Origin of the sequence: Actinomadura rugatobispora (genome assembly GCF_042656285.1) — a bacterium.
Classification (GTDB): domain Bacteria; phylum Actinomycetota; class Actinomycetes; order Streptosporangiales; family Streptosporangiaceae; genus Spirillospora; species Spirillospora rugatobispora.
Genome location: NZ_JBHSON010000072.1, coordinates 22113 through 40956, shown reverse-complemented (window position 1 = coordinate 40956; position 18844 = coordinate 22113). Strand labels below are relative to the sequence as shown.

Sequence of the window (18844 nt, the reverse complement as noted above, 5' to 3'; positions counted from 1 at the left end):
ACCGAGTCGTTCTACGTACCGCCAGGCAGCCTGCACTCCTTCGGGAACCCGTCCGGCCGTCCGGTCGAATTCCTGATCCTGTTCGCCCCGGCGCCGCCTCGAAGGAGACGAGGGACGGACCGCGTTCTTCATCCACCACGACAGCTACTACACCGACATGATCAAGAGCCCGGGCGCCCGACCATGGCCCGCCCCGGCACGGCCCACGACCCCGCAGCCGCCGATGTCCTGGGTGGACGCCGCCGTTGGCGATGGTGACGGCGCGACCTCCAGCACGCCAAGACCGCCTTGCTTGTTTTGGGCACGTCTTCCTCGTCCCGCCCGCTGCGACGCCATGCTGGCGCCAGCGGGAACGGACGCCCCGGCGCGTTGTCGGCCTGGGCTCGGCATGGGCGTGCCGGGCCAGGTTCAGCGGGCGAGATCGCGGCGGTTCAGCCGGAGGCTGCCGGCGGCGATCAGGACGGCCGCGGCGGCGGACAGGATGGTGGCGTCGCCGAGTTGCAGGCCGTGCTTGAGCGGTTCGCCGCCGATGTAGTAGTGGTACGGGGTCAGGTGGCGTAGCCAGTCGGCGCCGATCTGCGGGGCGAAGCCGTGCAGGGCGTAGGTGGCGACGCCGAGGCCGGCGGCGGTGCCGAAGACGGTGGCGCGGCTTTTGCCGGTGGCGGCGCCGAGGCCGGTGGCGAGCGCGCCGAAGAGGGTCGCCAGCAATGCCAGGTTGATGGCCTGGGCGGTGAAGCCGCCGACGCTGACGGTGCCGAGTTCGGCGGTGTCGCGGATGGCGAGCATGGCGGCCCAGACGACGGCGGCGATGGCGATTGCGCCGGTGGTCAGGGCGGCGAAGCGGTGCAGGAGCAGCCGGGTGCGTCCGACGGGGTGGGCCAGGAGGAGGTCCAGGTAGCCCGATTCCTCGTCGGCGGAGATCATCCGGGCTCCGGTGGCGGCGCCGTAGAAGGTGGCCATGAGCGGTACCAGCAGGCCGAAGACGGCACCTTGGAGGTAGCCGGCCGCGGAGGGGGCGTCGTCGAAGCCGAAGCCGCGCATGGCTTCGGGGACCGAGGCCATGGAATCGGCCGAGATCTGCGGGTAGAAGCCGCCGTACATCATCGCCAGCAGGCCGGTGGCCAGGGCCCAGACGGTGAGGACGTGCCTGTTGTCGTGCAGGGTCTTCCCGAAGATCGAGGAGTTCAGGAAGCGGCCGGGGCCTGCGGTTCCCGGGACGCCGGAGCCGGTGGCCGGGGTGGTCGCGGTGGTGGTCATGGTGCCGCCGTTTCGTCGTGGTGCCGGGTCAGGCGGTGCTCGGCGCGCCGCTGTAGTAGGTGTGGAAGAGCTCTTCCAGGTCCGGTGTGTCGGCGTGCAGGCCGGTGACGGTGTGCCGGGCGGCGGCCTTGATCAGCGGGTCCGGGGGGCCGTCGACGCGGCAGGTCAGGGTGCGGTCCTCGATGGCCAGGCCGGTGACTCCGGGCAGGTCGGTGAAGTCCTCCTCCGGTACGGGGGCGTCGAAGGTGACGCGGACCTGGAGGAACGAGCGGGCGCGCAGGTCGGCGACGGTGTCCAGGGCGACCAGCCGGCCCTCGCGGATGATGGCGACGCGGTCGGCGGCGGCTTCGACCTCGCTCATGATGTGGCTGGACATGAACACCGTCTGCCCGGCCCGCCGGGCCTCTCCGACCATGTCGAGGAAGGTCTGCTGGACGAGGGGGTCGAGGCCGGAGGTGGGCTCGTCCAGGATGAGCAGTTCGGGGTGGTGCATGAACGCCTGGATCAGCCCGACCTTCTGCCGGTTGCCCTTGGACAGGCTCTTGATGCGTGCCGACAGGTCCAGGTCCAGTCGCTGTGCCAGTTCGAGGATGCGGGCCGGTGGCACGCCGCCGCGCAGGTTGCCCAGGAAGGTGAGGCATTCGCCGGTCTTCTGGCGGCCGTCGACGACGAAGTCGCCGGCCAGGTAGCCGATGCGGCGGTGCAGTTCGACCGCGTCGGCGCGGGGGTCCAGGCCCAGGACGCGGGCGGTGCCGGAGGTGGGGCGGATCAGGTCCAGGAGCATCCGGATGGTGGTGGACTTGCCTGCGCCGTTGGGACCGAGGTAGCCGAACACCTCGCCCGCGCGGACCTGGAGCGTCAGGTCGGTGAGGCCGCGGCGGGTGCCGTAGGTCTTGGTGAGCCCGGTGAGCTCGATCGCGGTGTCGCTCATACCCGGGAAGCTATAGAATTTTCAGAGATTATTGAAGATTTCGAGCTGTTAGGATTTCATCAAGATCTCGGGGAGGGGGACGATCTTGGCGGACACGGCCGAGGCCGCGGAGCACATGGCGCTGGGCTTCGTCCAGGGCGGCATGCAGAAGGCGACCGCGCGGGTTCTGGCGGCCTTCATGTTCGCCGACGAGGACAGCGTCACCGCGCCCGACCTGGCCGAGCGGCTGGGCATCAGCTCCGGCAGCGTGTCAGGGGCGATCAAGATGCTCTCGACGGTCGGGCTGATCGAACGCGCCCCCGCTCCCGGCAGCCGGCGCGAGCACTACCGGATTCGAGAGGGCGCGTGGGCCACGTTGATGTCGACGCAGAACGGCATGGTCCAGGCCATGTTCGAGGCCGCCGACCGGGGCATCGAGGCCGCCGGTCCGGGCAGCCCCGCGGCCCGCCGGCTGGAGGAGATGCGCGACTTCTACGGCTTCATGTTCCGCGAACTCCCCGCTCTGATCGAACGCTGGCGTACCGAACGCCCTCGCCCCTCCGAGCCGCCGCCGGCCCGCCCATCATGACGATTCCACCTGGCCACATGGCCTGACAGGAACCGCACAAACGGCGCCCTGCACCCCACCGACCAAGGGTCGGCGCAGGCCCGGAAGGCGGCCTTCGCCGACCCGCGAAACGCCGACAAGACGATTTTGTAACGTCTGGTCACCAGAAGTACACAAATGGCCGCGGCATCACCTACCGTCCGAGTGATCTCCGCCCGCTCCTGGACCCGGTGGTGTGATGAACGCTTTCGACGATTTCCTCAACGATGCCAGTGGCTTCATCTGGGGCCCCTGGCTGCTCATTCCCCTGCTGCTGCTGACCGGCCTGTACCTGACCTTGTTGCTGCGCGGTCTGCAGATCCGGCGGTTCCGGCTGGCCTTCTGGCTCGCCTTCGTCAAACGGTCGGACGGGGGTGAGACCGAGGGGGACATCTCCCACTACCAGGCCCTGGCCACCGCGCTCGCGGCCACCGTCGGCGTCGGCAACATCGTCGGCGTCGCCACCGCCATCTCCCTGGGCGGGCCGGGCGCGGTGTTCTGGATGTGGTTCACCGGCATGGTCGGCATGGCCACCAAGTACAGCGAGGCGTTCCTGGGCGTGCGGTTCCGCCGCACCGACGCCGCCGGTGAGCAGAGCGGCGGCCCGATGCACTACCTGCGCAACGGCATCAAGGGACCGCTGGGGGTGTTCCTGGGCGGGTTCTTCGCCATCGCCGGCGCCCTGGCCGCGTTCGGCATCGGCAACATGACCCAGGCCAACGCCGTCGCCGAGAACGTCAACCAGGAGTTCGGCTGGCCCACCTGGCTCACCGGCGCGATCGTCACCCTGCTCACCGCCGCCGTCATCCTCGGCGGGATCAAGAGCATCGGCCGTGTCGCCAGCGCGTTCGTGCCCATGATGATCGTGCTGTACGTCGTCGGCGGCGCGGCCGTGCTGGCCCTCAACATCGACGAGGTCCCCGGGGCCATCGGCCTGATCTTCAGCGACGCCTTCACCGGCACCTCCGCCGCGGGCGGGTTCGTCGGCGCCGGTGTCGCCGCCGCCATCCGCTACGGCGTGGCGCGCGGCATCTTCTCCAACGAGTCCGGCCTGGGCACCGGCGGCATCGCGGCCGCCGCGGCCAAGACCACCCACCCCGTCCGGCAGGCGCTGGTGTCGATGACGCAGACCTTCATCGACACCCTGGTGGTGGTCAGCTTCACCGCCCTCACCATCGTGGTCACTGGCGTGTGGAAGAACGGCGGCGAGGAGGACGCGGGCAAGTTCACCGCCTGGGCCTTCGACGCGGGCCTGCCCGGTGACTGGGGCAGCATCATCGTCACCGTCAGCCTGATCTTCTTCGCCTTCTCCACCCTGCTGGGCTGGTCGTACTACGGCGAGCGGTGCGTGGAGTACCTGTTCGGGCGCAGGGTCGTGCTGCCCTACCGGCTGCTGTTCATCGTGGTGTCCTACATCGGCGCCACCACCACCCTCACCACGGTGTGGACCTTCTCCGATGTCATGAACGGCCTCATGGCCCTGCCCAACCTGATCGGCCTGCTGATCCTCTCGCCCCTGGTCTACCGCGAGACGCGCGCCTACTTCAGCGGCGAACGTCCCGAGGACGCCAAGGCCGAGTCCGTCAAGGACTGAACACCTCAACGGTCGGCCCCGACTCGATGACGTTTTCGTGTCGGGGCCGGCCACGTCACCCGCCCGGCGCCGGAGCCGGGAGAGGAGCGGTGGGGGAGCGCAGAGGAACGAGCAAGGCCCGCGGTTGGTCAGGTGTGCTCTGCCCTCTGCCACCAGGCGCTCCCGCCGATCGCGGCGATGGCGACGCCGGAGACGAGGAAAGGCGACGGTCGCCCCGATGCCCGGCAGAAGGAGGAGGGACGGCAGACCATCGGTCGCGGCGCCCAGAGGCCCGGGAAGGCCGAGCAACGCTCCCGCCGCGAGCCAGACGACCGTCTGGAACCCGCTGAGGACGCCGAGCCAGGCCGTGGCAACAGCTGGGAAGGGTGAGCAGGTCCAGGACGGTGCGGTCGCTGAACTCGCGGCCGAACATCCAGGTGACGACGATGCCGACGAGCAGGAAATCGCCCGCGGCGTCGATCTGCATGAGCGCGGCGCGGAAACGGGGCCAGTCAGGGGAGATCCCGAGCGCCCGGGACTTGCCGTCCAGGGGTGTTCCGCCGGAGGCCGTCACGAAGACGCCGGACAGGAGCACCGGCAGCAGAAAGGCCAGAAGCGTCACCCAGGGCGCCTAGGAACGCAGGACCTAGACGCCCGGTGGTGCTCGGTGAGCAGGTGCAGGAAGACGCTCTCCAGGTCATCGGCGCCGCAGGTGCACCGGGGGAGATCCGTAGCGTTGGGACTCGACCGCGAACGCGGCATCGTCAGCGGTCTGGGCCACCCGATCGCCGCGACCGGCGCCCGCATGGTCGGGGAGTTGCACCGCAGGGGAGCGTCACTGGGTTGCGCATCCATGTGCGCCGACGGCGGCATGGGCTCGGCCCCGGTGCTGGAGATCCTCTGATGAGCTCTGACGAGCGGTGCCCTCCTCACGTCCGGCAGTCGCTCGTCGGCCCTCGGGGCAGTCGGCCGAGGTGGCCGGGCGCGCGGTTCTGAACTCCTTCAGGGTCCGCAAGCCCGCAGCGCTGCGGCGGAGGGGACGCCTTTCGACGTGTGGTCAGCCGTCGACGTCGAAGTGCTCGTCACGCAGCCGGAATGCCTCTTTGGTTCCGTGCTTGGCCCGCGCTTTGACGAAGTTGAACTCATCCTCCTCGAACCGCAGGTTCGTGCCGAAGGCATGGGTGACGTAGCTCAGCACCTCTTCGCCCTGGTATGCCTGGAGCTGCTCCACCAAGCGGAACATCTCCTTGGCGATCACGATCCCGTCGGCCGGCATGCGAGCGGCCTTGCGCGCCCAGTAGTCGGCTCGCGCCGCCACGGACCCGGCGTCGGTGAACTCGGTGAAGACGCCGAGCCCTTCCAGTTCACCCGCCTCGATGAGATCGCCCGTCAGGAGCATGCGCCGGGTGAGGACCGGGCCCAGCCGGTGAAAGAACAGGTGCAGCGATCCCAGGGCGGGTCCCAGGAAACGCGTCGCCGGCATGCCGATCCGGGTGTCGCGTGCGATAACGGCGATGTCCGCCGCGAGGGCGAGTTCCAGCCCACCGCCGAGTGCGAAACCACTGATCTCGGCCACGGTCACCTTCGGGAACCCGATGAACTCGTGGTAGAAGGCGAACGTGCGCCGGTCGACGGTCAGCCGCCGTCGCTGGCTCGGCCTGCGCCCTTTGGCCTTCCCGTCCCCGTACCACGCGTAGGCGTTGTTCATGTCGGCCCCGGTGGAGAAGATGCCGTCCGCACCCCTGAGGTGCACGACCTTGACGTCGTCGTCCTGGGCGGCTTCCCCGAGGTAGGCGGCGAGCTGATCGCGCATCTGGGGATCGTAGGTGTTCCTCTTCTGCGGGTTGTTGATGGTCAGCCGGACGACGCCGGGTTCCTCGCCGTACTCCCGCAGGATCCTCGCGTCCGGCATGGCCGACCTCCATCTGTGGGTACGTTTCCGTTCTAAGATATATATACTACTAATCTTAGAAGCTCCGAAGGCGGGGTGACGGACGAGACGATGAGGTTCGAACTCGCCTGCCGCGCAACTTCAAGGCAGGAGCCAAGACGTTCGCCGATCGGTCTGACCCCGACTTCAGCGGTCGATGACGGACGGGTGCGTCACGCTGGGCCGTCGAGCCCCCAGACGCCACATTGGCAATGTCACCCGTGCACCGACCACGTGGGAGGAAGAGGCTTCCCACGCCAGCCGAAGACGGTCAGCATGGGCTCCCAAGCTCCTCGTGCCCGCGCCCGGCTCCGCAGAGCTCTCCAGCCTCCGTGTCGAGGCCGGCACCACCATCGCTGGAGGACGCGGGCGCCTGCGTCGGCTGGTCAGGAGTGCCCTTGCTGGCGTCCTGCAGCGTGGCCGAGTTCGCCGCAGGCGTGGCGGAGTGGACGCTGCGCGATCACGCGAAGTACCGGGAAGAGGCGTGCGGCAGCGACGAGCGGGTCGGCCCCGCATCGTGGACGATCGCACCCACGACGTGCTCGGGCCCGGCCAACTGGGTCTGCTGGAGGTCAAACCGACCCAGCCCGGTCCCGATGCGGGGTGGATGCGAACGACCTCGGGCGCATCGAGGCCGACGGGTGCCTTGACGTCCTCGACCAGACGATCATCCGAGGCGGCCGCAAGGCTGCTGCCCGATCAGGTCAGGAGCGTGCCGGAGGCGCATCCGGACGTCCGCGCGGCGGCCATCCTGGGGATGCCGACCGACCCGGCTGGGTGAGGAGGCCGCTCGGTCGCTGGGCGGATACGAGATGCCGAGAGAGATTCACCTTGTGCGTGAGCCGCCCCGGACGGTGCCAGGCGAGATCGACTTGAGTCCGGCAGGGGATGCGCTGCGGGGAGTCTCGGCGTGAAGCGCCAGATCGGATCCGCCCGGCGACGACCTGGGAATGGAGCGTTGAGGGGCCGCCGCGAGCCCCTGCCTCGTCTGGGATGTCGGCGGGCTGATCGGCACAGGACGCGCGTGGTGCGGATGACGAGCCTGTCGGTCAGCCAGTCAGGTAATCTTATATGCGATAGATAGAGAAGCCGCTGGGTGTACGGACCAGGGACCCGCACCTCGGCTCGCCGGGCAACCCTGATGGGAGAGCACGTGGCCCACTTGCGTCAACCGCGACTCGCTGAGATCATCGCGGCGCAGTTGCGCGAGGACATTCTGTCCGGCCGGTTGAAGGAGGGCGATCTCCTCGCGAGTCAGGCGCGTTTGTTCGACGGTTACCAGGTGAGTCCGCCGGTCGCGCGTGAGACGCTCCGGATTCTGGAGACCGAGGGGCTCATCAGCGTACGCCGCGGCAATGTCGGCGGGGCGATCGTGCACAGCCCGACGCCGGAGCGCGCCGCGCAGATGATCGCGATGGTCCTCCAGAAACGGGAGACCTCGCCCCAGGAGGTGAGCATCGCCCTCCGCCATCTAGAGCCGATCTGTGCAGGTCTGTGCGCCTCCCGGGAGGACCGGGCCGAGACCGTCGTCCCTGTGCTGCGCGAGCTCGTGGAACAGCAGTGGGAGAGCTTGGAGGACATGGAGGCGTACCTGCGGCTTTCGCGGGACTTCCATTCCAGCATCGTCTCGTTCTGTGGCAACGAGCCGATGATCGTCGTGATCGGTGCGCTGCAGGCGATCTGGTCCGCTCACGATTCACTGGTATGGGAGACGATCGCCGACGGAGCGGACACCGAGGCGGATCCGTCGGCGCCGCTGGGACGCAAGACACGGCGCGCCGCCCTCCGCACCCACGAGAAGCTGGTGAATGAGATCGAGCAGGGCAACTCCACGAAGGCCACCAGCCTGGCCGCCGCCCATCTGAGCGCTTCGCACACGAACACCCTGCAGTCCAGCGAGCACGAGACGATCCGGGCGAGCCTGGTCAGTGCCGCCGCGCTCGACGTCCCGAAAGCCTCGCCGGCCAGATAGGACCAACCTGCGTCCACGTTCGCCGGGTGACGCGCGACGACGGCGGTGTTCGAGTGCGCGTTCAGCAGTTGGTCGTACCAGCCGCCGAGGGGCGCTCGACATCGACCGGTGGATCGTCCCAGGAAGTCGATGCCGCCGTGCCCGTGGTGCCGACGGCCGGCGGTCAGAGGGCGGGCAAGGGCGTCAGGGTTTCGCTCAGCTCTCGCATCTCAGCGGCCCGATGTCCTCGGGCGGGGAAGTGCGTCCCGCGCTCGTCCACCAGGCGGTGGGCACTTTGCCTTCGATCCCGTCCCGGCCGCAGCCGGTCCAGGGCGGTTGCCCGGAAAGTCCGTGCGGTAGGGAAGCCCGCGGAACCTGATCGCCCAACCGGATGGGCGCGTGCCGGTTCACCAGCGCGACGACGACCAGCCGCAACCCGAGGGGTGCCTGCCGGTTGAAGCCCTCGAAGACCTGTTCGTGAGGGGCGGCATCGCCGAGCCCGTCCAGACCTCACCCGCCGACGGACGAAGGAAAGCGAGTAGATAGTCGCACGCAGCGTATTCCTCTCATGTGGTCCTATGCGTCAGTTATACCCAGGGTCATTGCGCCAGCAGGTGGCCAATGCGCCGGTAAAATTGCATCCAAGATTGTTGAATCACTCCGAGTCTGGCGGTTCGGTATCACCGGGTAGTTTGGGACGAGACAGACGCCCGGAGGTGATGGCATGACAGAGTCCAATCCGTCGAAGGCGCCTCCCCCCGCTAACTCCGTACACGATGAGAGTGGTGGCGACGCGGCGGACGACCAGTTGCTGGGGGTGGCCAGACATCTGTTCGCCGCACTCGGCTACGACGAGGTCTCCACCCAGATGATCAGCGACGCGGCCGGTGTCGACCCCGGCACGGTGACCGAACGATATGGCGGCAAACGCGACCTGTACCTGGCGGCGATGCAGCGGACGACCGATGAGTGGTTGGTCGAACAGGAGCTGATAACGTCGCGTTTCACTCCGGACGCCGATGGCCTCTTTTTTCTGTTCGACCGCCTTCTCGTGCATTGCCTGGAGCACCCGGAACTCCCCAGGCTGTGGCAGCATCGCCGGTTGTCCGACGCCAGTGACATCACCGACTTGGAGGAGCGCAACTACGCACGAATGGTGCCGCAAACGCTTGCGCTCGTACGCAGCGCCGTGCGGCCGGACGTGGACGCGGAGGTCGCGCTGTGGACGGTCAGCTGGTCGATCATGTGTTACGCGCAAGCCGGTCTGCCGACCCCCCAGGGCATGAGGCGCCCGCCCAATGATCCGGCCATGCTGAGCCGCATGCGCGCCCACCTGCGCTGGCATGTCCGCACGATGGCAAGACAAGATTGATGATGGGACGGGGAAGCCATTCAGGGCTCGCCACCCAGCCCGGCCACGGAACTGCGGTCATGCTGAATCGCCACCGCCCAGCGGTAGCCAAGACCAATGCCCGTTCCCGCCGGTGAATGTGCACCGGCAGCCCTCCAGCGCGCTCGCTCGGATGATGCTGAACGGCGTTGCTCGCACCGCCCCGTTCGGGTGGCTGCTGAACCGGGCATCCGTGTCCGAACGCCCTCGGCGTGTCCCCGCACCGGGCCCTGCCCACTCCTTGTGAGAGCCGCCTTTTGGACACCACCTGCGGCCCGGACAGTTCAACCGCCATGCACTCCGCCCTCGAACTCCGGCTCGTCCAGGACTTTCAAGACGAGGTCGAGCTGCGGCCAGTGCTGGAAGGGCGTTCGCCACCTCGCTAAGCGGGCTTGTCCGCGACCATCCGAAGTTCGCTGGCATCGGCCCGAGCCAGCCCACCACGGGGTTTGGCTCGTACGTTCAGGCTCCTATCGGTGCCGTCCCCCTCTATAGGCCACCCTCTGGGGACAAGTTCGGCGTCCGGCTCGCCGCGGGGGCCGTACCGACGGAGCGATGCCCGGGCTCTCCACAATGAGCGCGCTCGCGAGATGGCGACCGCCCTGCTCGCTGTCAGGATGACCTGCCCCGCCGCTCTGACGCAGACGGCGGGACGGCGTCGAGCGTGGCAGCCAGTTGCCCGTCTTCTGGGCTGAGCGCCAGGGCCAGGGGCCCCGGCCTTTCGGGCACTGCCCTCATTCCCCCGGTATCCCGTGGCAACCGCTCGCACAAGTGCTGTTTGCAGAGCTCTCCGGTATTGGAGCGGGGTAGTGCGTCGGTCAACTCACTGTGGCGCGGGCACTTGTGGCGAGCCAAGTGGGAGGCGTGCCACTCGGACAGGTCCGCTGCGGGGCTGGGTCAGGGCGTCGGCAGGTGTGGGACGGCGAGCCGACCCCGCGATCGCCGCGTTGACTACGTTTCCACCGCTCGGCTGTCCCACGGCAAGTGGAGCTTCATCTACGCCGAGCTGACGCTGCACCTGTCCGCGAACCACAGGTGCCCGGTCGGCGTCGGCGCGCTCCAGCCCTTCGGAAGCGGGCTCAGCGCGGACTCCACCCCGGGACGACTTAAATCGGCAGAGGTATGGCCGCTGACCGCGTAATCGGTTCGCTTGGTCGCCCTGGACATCAACGACGATTCGCGCCTCGGTGCGTTCTATGAAGCGGCTCCGGCGTTGGCTCGGATCGTGAGAGGCCCGGGCGTATCGACCGCGGTCGCCGCGGTCGCGTGCGCGACGCCGGCCCCCGGCCGCACCGGGCGGCGGTCTTGTCGCGGCTGGTGGTGCGCTGTACCTCGCCGCGTGGCCTTGCGTAGGCCGCGGCCGCTCTGCTGAGCGCGCGACCCACGGGATGCGGGCATCGATAAAGCACCAGGGCCGCCACGATCAAGCACAGCGGCGCCACGGTCGGTGGGTGGCGGCCCCACCACCCGGCGGCATTGCGGGCGCAGCGGCGGCTGCCAGCGCATCGGCGGACGGCGCGCCCAGGCGGGCGGCGGTGCACAGCACCGTGCATTCGAGCACTTGCCGGGGCCAGCCACCGGCAAGTGCTCGGCTGGCCGAGGAGGGCCGACATCATCGCCATCGATCTCTGCCAGCGTCCTTGGTGGCCGAGGCCGACGTGTCGACTGAGCAGTAGGGACCGCTGGCCCGCCGACCCTCTGCCATTGATGATCTAGGGGACGATCCGCATCACGGCAGAGGCCGACGTCACCGCGCGGTCGCCGTTGCCCTCGTCGTGCAAGGTCAGACGGACGCCGACGTTGCCGTCGGTGCCCTGCACCGCCTCGCCCTCGGCACGGAAGGGGCCGACCTTGCCGCGGGCCAGGAACATGACGTGCCAGGTCTGCATTTGGAGCCGGTCGGTGCCGGTGGCGCCGGCGGCGAGGTCGATCGCTGCGGTCTCGAGCAGGATGTGCTGCGGCCCGATGTGCAGGGCGGCGTCGGGCGAGGCGAGTTCGACCGCGAGCTCGGGCAGGATCCAGTGCCCGTCGGCGCGGCGGGCGCAGCCGAACGCCTCCCGCAGGGGCGGCAGGTCGGGCGAATCCTCGATGTCGAGCTTGTCTTCCTCCATCTTGTGCAGGCCCTCGGGGACCGCGCCGATCCGTACGCCTTGCCCTTCGGTGAACGCGATCACGCGCCCGGGGTCGTCCGCGTCAACGATCTTCGATCGGCTGTAGCCCATGCGCGTGCCCGAGTGGAGTACCTCTGACTCCACCACCTCGATGCGCTTCACGTCGCGTGCGTCGTCCAGGATCTGGCAGGAGTGGATGACCGGGTTGGGGACCGTCTCCAGGTCCGAGCCGACGTCACCCTCGGGTGCGCTGATCGACAGTGGGGCCACCAGGAGGCCTCCGGCGGCATTGCGCATGTCGCGGCGCAGCGTCACGGTGTTGTCGACCGGTCCGGTGTTCATCGAACTGTGGTTGCGGCCGATGTACCGGTAGCTCAGCAGTCCTGTCCAGCGTCGCCGCAACTCGGCCTGGTACGCCGCGGGGTCGCCCTTCAATGTGCGGATGTCGATCGGCATCGGAGCATGCCTCCAAAGGTCTTTTGGTCGGGCTCCACTTGAGGAAAACGATGTTACCATCCACTTGTCAAATTGAAAACGGCGTTACCGGGCGGCTGGAGGACCGCGTTCACCATGTACCTGCCTAAGGAATTCTCGCGCTTGGTGAAGTCAAGCGAGTACGTTCCTGAACCCGCCTTCATCGAGGTCGCTCCCCGCTGAAATGAATCGAGGTCCCGGCGTTCTTCCACCTGGCAGATCGGCTCGCCGACGATCCGTAGGCTGCGCGCTGGACGCACGAGCACTGGGCGTCGAACGTCGAGGACCGGATCTTCCCGACTCCGGTGATCGTGGACGAGGCCATCCGCGAGTTTGAGTGGTTGCTCGAACGCGGGGTGGGCCGCTGCTCTGGATGGTGGTGCAGGACGCTGGCATCGTCGTTGGTCTGTACGCCACCGAGGGCGGGTGTGCCCGCTGCCTCAACGAGGGGGAGGGGCAGATCTGGCGGGCACGCGCCGTTCGAGGGCACCATCGCGATCTGCCTGGTGGAGGTGATCGGCGCCGACCGGGTCTGGTCGCCCTGGTCACTTTCGCCGACGAGCTCGACGCGCTGCCCGCTGCGGGCCAGGCCAAGATCATGGGCGTAGATACCGCCACGGGCGCCCTGTCCGCCGTGCCGCTGCTGACCGATGGCGGAACCCTGAGCTTGTCGAACGGGCAGAGGACGAACTGACCCAGTACGAGCCGCGGCGTCCCGGCAACGCGGCTCGGGACGCCGCCGGGGGAGCCGTGGCCCGTGACCGAGATGAGGAAGTAGTGGGTTCGCCAGCCGGGACCCGGATCGAGCGGGTCGTGCTCCGGGTGGTGACCGACTTCCTCGAGATGGCGGGCTATGAGGTGGTATGGATCCGGGAGGTCGCGGCACCGGCGCATGTGTCGACCCGGACGATCCACGAGGCTTCCGTTCGCCGGTACGAAATGATTGCGGCGGCGCTGCAGCACTGGATGAAGGAGAGCGTTAAAGAACCGCCGGAAGCGACCGAACCGGCCCCGGGCAGGCCGGTCGGAGAGGGGATCATGCGCCCTTTTCGGCATATCTTCGCTCCCTGGCAACATTACCCTCGGCTGCTGGTGTCCGTCGATATCGCGTGCCGCGGCCAAGGCGTCAGCGAGGCCCTTCACCACGTCGCCGTCGGGCTGCTCGGTCAATTCCGTGAGGGGAATGTTGCGATCACCTCTTTGTCCGGTGGACTCGGTAGCGGCCAGCACCGCTCAAGAGGGCTCTACTTAGCCGGTGTCGTTGACGCTCCTTCGCTTGAACGAGTCGGACAGGGGGCTTCAGTTCGCGGTCGTCCAGGGCCGTCTTGGCCGTGAGGTCGACGGTGTCCTTGTCGGGGTGCAGCTTGGTCATGTCCGTGCGCATGGACTGGCTGGTCACCCGCACCTTCACGTGCTGGTACCGGGTGAGACGTCCACCGGGTTCCCCTCCACACTCGTCACCTCGCAATCGAGCGTGGGACCCGGTGCGGAAGCACCCGGCGCAGCGTTGCATCGGTTGAAGTACCGCGCGCCGCAGGCGACGCACTCGTTCGCGACCAGATTTGAATCCCCGCCCAGCGCCAGGTAGTCGAAGAGGGGCTTCTGCCGGGGCATGCCGCTCCTGTCGTCGTGCCCTCGATGAGGGCTCCGTGTTCTCACGTTCCGGCCAGGTCCGCCTCCCCGGTGGCGGTGGCTCGGCCAGGGCGATGTTCAGTCGTCCTGACGCGGGGGAGCACCAGCAATCCGAGCAGAACCAGGCCGCCGATCCAGATGGCAGGTCCCAGGCCCGAGCCGGTCGCGGCGGCGAGCGAGGCGGCGGCCAGTGGGGCGAGGCCGGATCCGAGCACGGTGCCGATGTTGTTGCCGAAGTTGGCGGCGGTGTAGCGGACCTCGGGCGGGAACATCTCGGCGATCAGCGCGAGCGCCGGCACCATGATCAGGGCGGCCAGCGACATGAAGACGACGCAGCCGGCGGCCATTCCCACGAAGGACCGGGTGGTGCTCAGCAGCCACAGCACCGGGACGATCGTGACGGCGAAGGCCGTCAGCACACCGGCCAGCAGCGGCTTGCGGCCGAACCGGTCGGTCAGCAGCCCGACCAGCGGAATGGTGATGAGGCCGAACGGGCCCGCCATCGAAACGGCGATGAAGACCTGGTCCTGGGGCAGTTCCCGGGTGCCCGCCAGGAAGGTCGCGAAGTAGGCGTTCATCCCGGCCGTCCCGTGCGCGGCGAGCGCGACCATCCCGGCGATCAGCACGATGCGCCAGTGCCCGCGCAGTGTCGCGCCCAGCGGCGACCTGACGACCTCCTTGCGGGCGACGATGCCGGTGAACTCGGGGGAGTCCTCCAGCCGCGCCCGCATCCACAGGCAGATCAGTGCCAGCGGGGCCCCGACGAGGAACGGGATGCGCCAGCCGTAGGAGCTCATCGCGTCCGGGCCGAGCGCGCCGCGCAGGACCCCGGAGAAGATGCCGCCGAGGCTCCCGCCGAGGATGGCGCCTAGCGGAGTGAGCGAGCCGAGCAGGAACCTGCGGGACGGCGGCGAGGACTCCAGTACGTAGGTCACCGAGCCGAGCATCTCGGCGCCGGCCGAGAAGCCCTGCCCGAGCCGCGCCATGACCAGCAGCAGCGGCGCCCAGAGCCCGATCTGCTCGTAGGTGGGCAGGAGGCCCATGAGGGTCACGCTCACCCCCATCAGCATGATCGTCCCGATCAGGGCCGCCCGCCGGCCGTACCGGTCGCCGATGTGCCCGAAGACGATCCCGCCGAGCGGGCGGGCGAAGAAGCCCGCCCCGAACACCGCGAGTCCCGCCAGGAACGAGGTCGTGGGGTCGTCGGACGGGAAGAACAGCGGCGAGAACACCACGGTCAGCACCCCGTACAGAGTGAAGTCGTAGTACTCGACGAACGTTCCGGCGAATCCCGCGGTCGCCACCCTCCGGGCGAACGGGGGAATCTTCTCCTTCTTCGGACGGGGGCTCCTGCCCGGGGCGTCCTCGGGGGGCAGTAGATCGGTCACGCGTTCTCACCTCGGCTCCGTCCGGCCCACTGATCCGCCGTCCCTCGCCGACCGCGCTCGCGATCCTGCTCGGCCGGTGTCGCGCCGGTTGCGTCTGAAGGTTCTTGTGGGTCGATATCTGTGCGGGTGCGAGTGCTGCGCAGCCGATCCGTCACGCGAGGTAGGTCGAGCCGAAGGCTTCGATGAACTCCACGATGGCCGTGGAGTCGTTGCTGCGGTGCGATATCACCACCCAGCCGACTCCCGCCGTCTCGAGCTCCGCGAGGACCTCCCGATGACGGTCAGGTTCGAGAAGTCGCGTTGTGGTTCCTGCGCCCTGGTAGGAGGCCGCCACGTCGATGTGCTCGGCGCGTCCGGCCGCGGCGGCCTGCTCGCGTACCTCGGCGATGGCCTCGGCGAGTTCCGTCACGGTGGCGAGGGGGGCCGTGCCGGCGCTGGTGGCGAGGTCCCCTCCACCCACCATCGGCATCCAGCCCTGTGCTCGCTGCGCGACCCTGCGGCGGCTGGGCGCGGCGTTGCCGCCGATCCAGATCGGGATCGGGTCCTGGACCGGACGCGGCCGAGCGATCACATCGCGCGCGCTGAAGTGCCGGCCCCGGTAGCTGAACGGCTCACCGCTCCAGTGCAGCGGAAGTACGTCGAGCGCCTCGTCGAACAGGGCGCCGCGTTCCTTCACGTCCACGCCGAGGGCGTAGAACTCGCTCTTCTGATATCCCGCGCCGAGCCCGAGCGTGAGACGGCCTTCCGACAGCTTGTCCAGCGTCGCCGCCGCCTTGGCCAGCAGGAACGGGTTCCTGTAGGGAGCGACCGCGAGGTAGGTGAAGAGCCGCAACCGTTCGGTAGCCGCCGCCACGTAGCCGAGCGCCACGAACGGGTCGAGCGCCTGGTGTCCCCCCGAGGCCAGCCATGCGGCGCCCGGTGCCGGATGCTCACTCAGCGAGAACCCGTCGAACCCGTGGTGTTCCGCCGCGACCGCCGCCGCGCGCAGCGATCCGGCATCGAGGACGTCGCCGTCGGGGCCGACGGTCTCGGGGTAGTGGAACATGAAACGCATCGTCACCTCTCCGGCGGTGTGTCCGGGCGACAGCCTTTCTTACCTAAGATTAGTAATCTAGCGTTGCTCCAGGGGCAAGAGGCCGGCCGGAAGTGAGGAGCATGCCGACCAACGATCGGGACACCGCATCGGTGAATGCGCGTGGGCGGCGACCTCCGCGATCGAACCGGGAACCCTGAGGGCCCTCGCCGGCTGCCATGTCGATGAGTTCGTCGGCGAGGACGGGCCCTGGCGCTTCGCCCTGCGGCTCCTGCCCGACCAGGGCGTCCCCAGAGAAGATGGCCGAGAACAGGCTTACAGCGTTCTGCAAGACAACACCGGACAGTCCAGCGGTTGCCATGAGGAGGCCCAGCGTGCGTCCGACCTTCCACCTTTTCCTTCCGCAGATGCGCATGTCGCACGAGACGATCGTGGAGCGCGCGCTCGCCGCGGAGGCCGCGGGATTCGAGGGCATGGCGTTCATGGACCACCTCGCGCCCCCGCTGGCCTACGAGCACGAGATGTGGGAGGCGATGTCGATCGCGGCCTGGGTCCTGGCCAGGACCACCACGCTCACCGTCGGGCACCTCGTCCTCTGCGACGCGCTGCGGCACCCCGCCGTGCTCGCCCGCCAGGCGGTCTCGCTCGACCACGCCTCGGGCGGCCGGTTCGAGGTCGGCATCGGCTGGGGCAGCGTGCCCGCGGAACTGAGCACCTTCGGGGTGGGGTCCACCGAGCCGCGCGAGCGGGTCGACCGCCTGACCGAGTCATTGGAGATCATCCGCGGCCTGTGGAGCGGCGAGAAGTTCGACTACGACGGCCGGCACTTCACCCTGCGGGGCGCACTGCAACGCCCGGTCCCCACGCGTCGTATCCCGGTCACGATCGGCGGCGTCGGTCGACGCACCCTCGCCCTGGCCCGGGAGCACGCGGACTGGTGGAACATCCCGATCCACGCCCTGCATAGGCTGGGGGAGCTTCGCGACCGGGTGGGCGAGGCGCGGGTCTCCATGCAGCCGATGGTCGGCCTGGTCTCCTCCGAACAGGAACGGCAGGAGATGACGGCGCTGGTCCAGCGCCGCTACGGCGCTACGAAGCTGTCCGAGAACATCGTCGTCGGCACTGCCCCCGAGCTCACCGAGCACTTCAGCCGCCTGCACGCGGCCGGCGTTGACCGCTTCTATGTGTGGTTCACCGACTTCGCCCGTGTCGAGACCCTGCACCGGTTCACCGAGGTGATCGAAGGCGTCGTGGTGCCCGCCGGCTGATCGGTCACCTCCCGCCGGGCAGCCCAGGGGCCGGTCTGGGCAATGCCTCGTGGCCGGACGCCTGCGCCGACAGGCCCAGCGCCGCGATCACAGTGGCGCAGGCGGCACCAGCCCGCCGGCGCGGTCGGTCACGGGCACGGGCGCCGGCTCGCCCGGTCCCGGGGCGAGTCGGCACTCATCAGAGCCATCGTGCCGATGATCTCCGCGCGCAGGATGCGCAGGACCGAGGCCATTCCTGCCGGTCAGGTAGGGCCTGCCGGTGCAAACGGTGTTCGCGCCCGGGCAGAGGGCCTTGACCACGTCGGATTTTCGCCGGACGCCGCCGTCCAGCAGCACTTCGGCGTGCCCGGCGACATCGTCGGCTATCGCCGACAAGGCGCCGAGCGTGGCCGCGGCGTCGGCGGCCACCGTGGGTGGAGTCCACGATGCCATCGACGCCCAGCGCGACAATGTCCCAGTTGATCGTCGGGTTCACCAGGCGTTCATGCCGCCGGATCGAGCGCACGGCGGCCTTCGTGCTGCCAGCGTCCACCAGGTTCCGCGCCTACACGCGTCGATGGCGCAGGAACCGGTAGCACCACCCCGGACGGGGCATCGCGCCGAGCACACGGGCCGGCGACAGGGGCGGCGGACTGCCCATTCCCACGCGGCCTTCGGCCTCCCGGTTGCCCAGTACAGGCACGTCGACCGTCACGACCAGCGTTGGGTAGCTGGCCCCTTCGGCGCGGCGCATGAGTTCGAGCGTGGGGTCGTGCAGGCCGCTGTGGTCCGAGCAGGGATACGGCTGGGAGCAATGCCGCTCCGCCGTCTGTAGGCCGCGGCGGTGCTGATGATGGCACGTGTGCCGGCCCGCCCGGTCGTGCGAGCGGCCCCAACTCTCCGGTCCAATGGGCTCAGTCCCGTCGGGCCGGTGGGGGCCAGCAGCACCGGAAGGTTGATCAGCTCCCGCGTGCGCAGTGTCGTGGGCGGCAGGTCGCGCTCTTTGCGCGCCGCCGGCGGCGGGCCCCGGGCAGCGCTCGGCCAAACCCCAGCGCGCCCTGGCGGCGTGGAAGTCAGCGCGTTGGCCTGGCGCTGTAGCGAGCGGCGCCCCCGGGCGCTCGGCTTGCCGGAAAGCACGTGGTGCCGCAGCGTCCACGGGCTGAAGGCGCAGGTAGGACCGCAGCGTCGTCTCGCTCTCGGCGTCGTGGTCGTCGTAGGCCCAGACCATGTCCGGCAGGGACTTGCGGGCACGCTCGCGACGGTCGTCCACGGTCAGCGGAGCCGCCCTGCTCGACCAGCGGAAGCGTGCGCTGCCCAACGGATCCTCTGAAGTGTGCCGTG

General features: G+C 69.0%; 16 protein-coding genes. 8 read left to right on the top strand and 8 right to left on the bottom strand.

Annotated features, from left to right (window positions below; all coding sequences use genetic code 11):
• Positions 1-408: 408 nt before the first annotated feature.
• Both ACFPZN_RS38795 and ACFPZN_RS38790 read right to left on the bottom strand, forming a co-directional pair.
• Positions 409-1257, bottom strand: a complete 849-nt coding sequence (locus ACFPZN_RS38795; protein ID WP_378287526.1) for an ABC transporter permease subunit — start codon at positions 1255-1257, stop codon at positions 409-411.
• 28 nt (positions 1258-1285) lie between these two features.
• Positions 1286-2188 (bottom strand): ABC transporter ATP-binding protein, encoded by a 903-nt coding sequence (locus ACFPZN_RS38790; protein ID WP_378287525.1) that lies wholly within the window; start codon positions 2186-2188, stop codon positions 1286-1288.
• Between the two features lie 85 nt (positions 2189-2273).
• On the opposite strand from ACFPZN_RS38790, the gene ACFPZN_RS38785 reads away from it, so the two are divergent.
• The 3 genes from ACFPZN_RS38785 to ACFPZN_RS38775 all read left to right on the top strand — a co-directional run bounded on the left by ACFPZN_RS38785 (position 2274) and on the right by ACFPZN_RS38775 (position 5251).
• On the top strand, positions 2274-2756 hold the full coding sequence (locus ACFPZN_RS38785) for a GbsR/MarR family transcriptional regulator (RefSeq protein WP_378287524.1): 483 nt from the start codon (positions 2274-2276) through the stop codon (positions 2754-2756).
• A gap of 217 nt (positions 2757-2973) precedes the next feature.
• Positions 2974-4368, top strand: a complete 1395-nt coding sequence (locus tag ACFPZN_RS38780; protein ID WP_378287523.1) for an alanine/glycine:cation symporter family protein — start codon at positions 2974-2976, stop codon at positions 4366-4368.
• 715 nt (positions 4369-5083) lie between these two features.
• Complete coding sequence (locus ACFPZN_RS38775; protein WP_378287522.1) at positions 5084-5251, top strand: hypothetical protein; 168 nt, start codon at positions 5084-5086, stop codon at positions 5249-5251.
• Between the two features lie 153 nt (positions 5252-5404).
• Here ACFPZN_RS38775 and ACFPZN_RS38770 read toward each other — a convergent pair whose 3' ends face one another.
• Positions 5405-6259 carry an enoyl-CoA hydratase/isomerase family protein gene (locus tag ACFPZN_RS38770; protein WP_378287521.1) on the bottom strand — a complete coding sequence of 285 codons (855 nt, stop codon included), beginning with the start codon at positions 6257-6259 and terminating at the stop codon, positions 5405-5407.
• 1171 nt (positions 6260-7430) lie between these two features.
• Here ACFPZN_RS38770 and ACFPZN_RS38765 point away from each other — a divergent pair.
• Positions 7431-8249: a FadR/GntR family transcriptional regulator gene (locus ACFPZN_RS38765; protein ID WP_378287520.1), complete on the top strand. Its 819-nt coding sequence runs from the start codon at positions 7431-7433 to the stop codon at positions 8247-8249.
• A gap of 703 nt (positions 8250-8952) precedes the next feature.
• Positions 8953-9600: a TetR/AcrR family transcriptional regulator gene (locus ACFPZN_RS38760; RefSeq protein ID WP_378287519.1), complete on the top strand. Its 648-nt coding sequence runs from the start codon at positions 8953-8955 to the stop codon at positions 9598-9600.
• 1730 nt (positions 9601-11330) lie between these two features.
• Here the strand turns inward: ACFPZN_RS38760 and ACFPZN_RS38755 are convergent.
• Positions 11331-12185, bottom strand: a complete 855-nt coding sequence (locus ACFPZN_RS38755) for a hypothetical protein (protein WP_378287518.1) — start codon at positions 12183-12185, stop codon at positions 11331-11333.
• A gap of 391 nt (positions 12186-12576) precedes the next feature.
• Here ACFPZN_RS38755 and ACFPZN_RS38750 point away from each other — a divergent pair, with 391 nt between their 5' ends.
• Together ACFPZN_RS38750 and ACFPZN_RS38745 are read left to right on the top strand one after the other, a co-directional pair.
• Complete coding sequence (locus tag ACFPZN_RS38750; protein ID WP_378287517.1) at positions 12577-12897, top strand: hypothetical protein; 321 nt, start codon at positions 12577-12579, stop codon at positions 12895-12897.
• A 131-nt stretch (positions 12898-13028) separates the two neighbouring features.
• Complete coding sequence (locus ACFPZN_RS38745; RefSeq protein WP_378287516.1) at positions 13029-13538, top strand: hypothetical protein; 510 nt, start codon at positions 13029-13031, stop codon at positions 13536-13538.
• A 320-nt stretch (positions 13539-13858) separates the two neighbouring features.
• Here ACFPZN_RS38745 and ACFPZN_RS38740 read toward each other — a convergent pair whose 3' ends face one another.
• Both ACFPZN_RS38740 and ACFPZN_RS38735 read right to left on the bottom strand, forming a co-directional pair.
• The gene (locus ACFPZN_RS38740; RefSeq protein WP_378287515.1) at positions 13859-15223 is read right to left on the bottom strand and encodes an MFS transporter; all 1365 of its coding nucleotides are present in this window, start codon (positions 15221-15223) and stop codon (positions 13859-13861) included.
• 151 nt (positions 15224-15374) lie between these two features.
• Positions 15375-16277: an LLM class F420-dependent oxidoreductase gene (locus tag ACFPZN_RS38735; RefSeq protein WP_378287554.1), complete on the bottom strand. Its 903-nt coding sequence runs from the start codon at positions 16275-16277 to the stop codon at positions 15375-15377.
• 353 nt (positions 16278-16630) lie between these two features.
• Between ACFPZN_RS38735 and ACFPZN_RS38730 the strand changes: the two genes are divergently transcribed.
• Entirely contained in the window at positions 16631-17524 is an 894-nt protein-coding gene (locus ACFPZN_RS38730) for an LLM class flavin-dependent oxidoreductase (protein WP_378287514.1), read from the top strand.
• An 87-nt stretch (positions 17525-17611) separates the two neighbouring features.
• Here ACFPZN_RS38730 and ACFPZN_RS38725 read toward each other — a convergent pair whose 3' ends face one another.
• Both ACFPZN_RS38725 and ACFPZN_RS38720 read right to left on the bottom strand, forming a co-directional pair.
• Positions 17612-17932, bottom strand: coding sequence for an alpha-hydroxy-acid oxidizing protein (locus ACFPZN_RS38725; RefSeq protein ID WP_378287513.1), 321 nt, complete (start codon positions 17930-17932; stop codon positions 17612-17614).
• Positions 17933-18068: 136 nt separating this feature from the next.
• Positions 18069-18731 carry an alpha-hydroxy-acid oxidizing protein gene (locus ACFPZN_RS38720; RefSeq protein ID WP_378287553.1) on the bottom strand — a complete coding sequence of 221 codons (663 nt, stop codon included), beginning with the start codon at positions 18729-18731 and terminating at the stop codon, positions 18069-18071.
• Positions 18732-18844: the final 113 nt, after the last annotated feature.

Coding starts and splice junctions, on each gene's coding strand:
- ACFPZN_RS38795 (WP_378287526.1), bottom strand. CDS start 1,257: ATGACCACCACCGCGACCACCCCGGCCACCGGCTCCGGCGTCCCGGGA.
- ACFPZN_RS38790 (WP_378287525.1), bottom strand. CDS start 2,188: ATGAGCGACACCGCGATCGAGCTCACCGGGCTCACCAAGACCTACGGC.
- ACFPZN_RS38780 (WP_378287523.1), top strand. CDS start 2,974: ATGAACGCTTTCGACGATTTCCTCAACGATGCCAGTGGCTTCATCTGG.
- ACFPZN_RS38770 (WP_378287521.1), bottom strand. CDS start 6,259: ATGCCGGACGCGAGGATCCTGCGGGAGTACGGCGAGGAACCCGGCGTC.
- ACFPZN_RS38760 (WP_378287519.1), top strand. CDS start 8,953: ATGACAGAGTCCAATCCGTCGAAGGCGCCTCCCCCCGCTAACTCCGTA.
- ACFPZN_RS38755 (WP_378287518.1), bottom strand. CDS start 12,185: ATGCCGATCGACATCCGCACATTGAAGGGCGACCCCGCGGCGTACCAG.
- ACFPZN_RS38750 (WP_378287517.1), top strand. CDS start 12,577: ATGGTGGTGCAGGACGCTGGCATCGTCGTTGGTCTGTACGCCACCGAG.
- ACFPZN_RS38735 (WP_378287554.1), bottom strand. CDS start 16,277: ATGCGTTTCATGTTCCACTACCCCGAGACCGTCGGCCCCGACGGCGAC.
- ACFPZN_RS38720 (WP_378287553.1), bottom strand. CDS start 18,731: ATGGTCTGGGCCTACGACGACCACGACGCCGAGAGCGAGACGACGCTG.